3 protein-coding genes and 3 pseudogenes are annotated in these 4,091 nt (G+C 44.1%); 5 read left to right on the forward strand and 1 reads right to left on the reverse strand.

Features of this window, described 5'->3' with window-relative positions:
* Positions 1-258: 258 nt before the first annotated feature.
* Positions 259-1,908: pseudogene (locus ACXAC4_RS26825) on the reverse strand (electron transfer flavoprotein-ubiquinone oxidoreductase).
* A 246-nt stretch (positions 1,909-2,154) separates the two neighbouring features.
* Here ACXAC4_RS26825 and ACXAC4_RS26830 point away from each other — a divergent pair.
* The 5 genes and pseudogenes from ACXAC4_RS26830 (at position 2,155) to ACXAC4_RS26850 (ending at position 3,822) form a co-directional block, all read left to right on the forward strand.
* Positions 2,155-2,898, forward strand: a pseudogene (locus tag ACXAC4_RS26830) (electron transfer flavoprotein subunit beta/FixA family protein).
* The gene (locus ACXAC4_RS26835; RefSeq protein ID WP_475168113.1) at positions 2,899-3,126 is read left to right on the forward strand and encodes an adenine nucleotide alpha hydrolase family protein; all 228 of its coding nucleotides are present in this window, start codon (positions 2,899-2,901) and stop codon (positions 3,124-3,126) included.
* 8 nt (positions 3,127-3,134) lie between these two features.
* Positions 3,135-3,467: a hypothetical protein gene (locus ACXAC4_RS26840; protein ID WP_475168116.1), complete on the forward strand. Its 333-nt coding sequence runs from the start codon at positions 3,135-3,137 to the stop codon at positions 3,465-3,467.
* Positions 3,468-3,502: 35 nt separating this feature from the next.
* Positions 3,503-3,642, forward strand: a pseudogene (locus tag ACXAC4_RS26845) (FAD-binding protein); the annotation flags it as partial.
* Between the two features lie 54 nt (positions 3,643-3,696).
* Positions 3,697-3,822, forward strand: coding sequence for a hypothetical protein (locus ACXAC4_RS26850; RefSeq protein WP_475168231.1), 126 nt, complete (start codon positions 3,697-3,699; stop codon positions 3,820-3,822).
* Positions 3,823-4,091 lie beyond the last annotated feature (269 nt).

Consider the following 4,091-nt stretch of genomic DNA (forward strand, 5'->3'; position numbering starts at 1 on the left):
AAGGTTAACATACAGCGACTACGCATTCTCATCAGCACCTATTTTACTCATTAATATAGATTGAAATTACCATTAACTGAGGTTAACAATCAATCTTAAATGTATAAATTCGTTGCGGTAAATCAATTAAATTGCCGGATGGCGCGAATCAACAGGAAGGGAATAAACTAAAATGTGGGACACAAAGCACAATTTGTGGTTTTGGTAAGTTATGCTTATTTTGATCAGCAGCCCTGTGGGCCGCTTATCTTTACCGGGTTACATATTAGGGTAGTTGGGACCACCTGCACCTTCGGGCACAGTCCAGGTAATATTTTGTTGAGGGGATTCTTAATATCGCAGGTTTTACAATGCACGCCAATTTTGCGCGTTAATTTGAAATTGCTTTTCTCCCGCTTCATTTTCAACTATTTCATAGACACCTGCGGGGCAATATCGCTGAGCAGGTTCATCGAATAGAGGTAAATTAGACTTGAGAGGAATATCTGCGTCTTGCAATTTAAGGTGGCAAGGCTGGTCTTCTTCGTGATTGGTATTAGACAAATACACGAAGACAATTTGTCGAAGCTCAGTTTTCCATCCGGCTTTGGATAATCAAAAGGTTTGCAATCTTTGGCAGGTTTTAATGTGGCATAATCTGCCGTCTTGTCCTTAATAGTGACCGGAAACTTACCACCCAACCAGTTTTGTTCAGGAGTGGATCGCCAAGGAAGTTGCCGTATTCTGGAATAGCCGAACCGAAGTTACGAGCCTTGCACAATTCCTCATAAAGCCACGAAGACTCGAAGCGCTTGGTCAAATCAGTTAAATCTTTCACTGCCGATTCTGCATCTTGCTGTAGCGCTGCAAAGATAGTTTCCGCAATTAAAATACCAGACTTATGCGCGGCGTGGTTGCCTTTAATTTTCGAGAAGTTCAGTGTGCCTGCATTTCCACCAGCGAGAAATCCTCCTGGAAAATGCATTTTGGGCAACGAGTTCAGTCCGCCTTTCGCGATCGCTCTGGCGCCATAGCTCACACGCGTGCCACCTTCCAGATATTGTTTAAATACCGGGTGATGTTTCATGCGCTGAAATTCGTCGAAAGGACTAAGGTGTGGATTTTCATAGCTTAAATCCACGATCAACCCCACTAATACCTGATTATTCTCAGCATGATATAAATAGGCGCCACCAGATGTATCGGTAAGTGGCCAACCGGCAGAGTGGACAACCAGGCCTTCCTGATGTTGCTCTGCTGGTATATCCCAGATTTCTTTAAAACCAATGGCGTAATGTTGCGGGGTTTTGCCTTCATCGAGATTGAATTTCTCAATCAGTTGTTTGCCCAAATGGCCGCGACAGCCTTCTGCAAATACCGTGTATTTCGCGCGTAGCTCCATACCAGGCATGTAGGAGTCTTTTCTTCGCCTTCTGCACTGATCCCCATGTCGCCGGTAACTATACCGGCCACGCTGCCATCTTCGTTATAGAGCACTTCTGAGGCGGCAAAGCCTGGAAAGATTTCCACGCCCAGAGCTTCTGCTTGTTCTGCCAGCCAGCGGCAGACATTTACCCATACTGACAATGTAGTTGCCTTCGTTGTGCATGGTTTTTGGCGTCATAAAGCCGGGAAGTTTGAGGTACCTGATTTTTCGTTTTTCAGATAATAAATGTGATCTTCTGTCACTTTGGTGTTCAGTGGTGCGCCTTTTTCCGCCCAATCGGGGAATAACTCATCCAGTGCCCGGGTTTCAAATACTGCGCCCGAAAGGATATGGGCACCGACTTCAGAGCCTTTTTCAACCACACAGACCATTAATTCTTGTTGAGCTTCATTGGCCTGTTGCATAAGTTTACAGGCGGTCGATAACCCGGCAGGCCCGGCGCCGACGATCACAACGTCAAACTCCATCGATTCGCGTTCCATTATTCCTCCTCAGGGTAGTCAGTATCACAGTGTGCAGAATTGTTTGTGGAGCACTGTAGCTTGCTGGTCTAAAAATGTGTTAAGAAAATTCGCGGTTAACGAGTTAATAATATATTAACAATAAGTTGACGTTTACGTTAACAGTAAGTACATTTCGAATCCAACAAAAATAGCAGCAGATGTAATTTGTATCCTACACGCGCCTGACTTAATCTGTACGGACGCAAAAAATAAAACGAGGTCGAAATGAAAATACTAGTCCCGGTAAAACGTGTTATCGACTAGACGTAAAAGTCAGAGTTAAAGCTGACAACACTGGCGTTGATTTAAGTAACACTAAAATGTCAATTAATCCCTTTTGTGAAATCGCTGTAGAAGAGGCGGTTAGATTACAGGAAAAAGGCATTGCTACTGAGATTGTTGTGGTTTCTATCGGTGATGAGGTTGCAGAATCATTTCACAGCATTGGCACTAGGTGCCAATCGCGGCATTCAAATTGAAACTGACGAGAACATCAAACTACTACAGGTGGCTAAATTGCTGGCTAAAGTGGTTGAAGAAGAAAAACCTGAGTTAGTTATTTTAGGTAAGCAGGCAATTGATTCCGATAACAACCAAACAGGACAAATGCTGGCAGCATTGACTGACATGCCACAAGGCACTTTTGCGTCAGAAGTGGTTGTCGCTGATGGTAAAGTTGAGGTTACTCGTGAAGTGGATGGTGGTTTGCAAACTGTCGACTTGAGTTTACCTGCGGTTGTTACTACCAATCTGCGTTTGAATGAACCTCGTTATGCCAAACTGCCTAACATCATGAAAGCCAAGCGCAAACCGCTTGATGTTAAGCCCGCAGCTGATTTTGGTGTTGATTTAACCTCTAAGGTTAAAGTGTTAAAAGTAACACCGCCAGCTACTCGTGAAGGTGGCATCAAGGTAGCCGATGTGGCTGAGTTAGTAGAAAAGTTAAAATCAGAAGCGAAGGTAATCTAAATGACAGTATTAGTTTACGCAGAACACGATAACGTTCATTTAAAAGCAGAAACGGCAAAACTGATCACTGCTGCAAAGGCCATGGGTGACGATGTTCACGTTTTAGTGGCGGGTAATGATTGTAATGGGATTGCACAGGATGCAGCAAAACTGGCTGGCGTATCTAAAGTTATCCATGTTGATGATGCAGTTTATAAAGAGCAATTGGCGGAAAACGTCGTGCTTTAGTGCTGAGCATGGCAAATGATTACAGCCATGTTATCGCTGCGGCAACCACTACCGGTAAGAACTTTTTACCCCGCGTAGCGGCATTGCTGGATGTCGCGCAAATTTCCGACATCATTGCTGTTGAAGCGCCTGATACTTTTGTGCGTCCAATCTATGCTGGTAACGCCATCGCTACAGTTCAGTCGGAAGATACTATCAAAGTAATTACTGTTCGAGCTTCAGCGTTTGACGCCGTCACTGCTGACGGTAGCGCAGAAGTGATTAGCATTGCTGCTTTACCGGCTTCTGAAAAAGCGCAATTTGTGTCAGGAAACTCATCCATGCAGAAAGACCTGAACTAACTGCTGCAGAAGTAATTATTTCCGGTGGTCGTGGCATGCAAAACGGCGAAAACTTTGCTTTGTTAAACGGTATTGCTGATAAGTTAGGTGCCGCTATTGGTGCTTCACGCGCAGCTGTTGATGCTGGTTTTGTACCCAACGATATGCAGGTGGGTCAAACGGGGAAAATAGTTACTCCACAACTTATATCGCGGTGGGTATTTCCGGCGCTATCCAGCATCTTGCTGGTATGAAAGACTCTAAAGTCATTGTTGCTATCAACAAGGACGAAGAAGCGCCAATCTTCCAGGTTGCAGATTATGGTCTGGTGGGAGATTTGTTTGAAGTGTTTCCGGAACTGGAAAAAGCACTTTAAACATCACAAAATTGAAAAAAACCGGGAGCTTCCCGGTTTTTTTGTATCTTATCTGAAAATTATTCTTCTGAATTGCGCTTTTTCTTCATTGGCAAATGTCCCACATCATCTCCGGCAAGTGCATTAAACTTTTTCTTACGCTTAGCTTTTTGCCACGGGGAATCACAGCTCCTTCATCATTTTTCTGGGTGTTCTTTGCTAGGTGCTGATGAGAATGCGTAGTCGCTGTATGTTAACCTTAGCAATACGTAATCTGAACCAGTTAGTAG

The organism is Pseudoalteromonas sp. AWM4_233 (assembly GCF_056158285.1).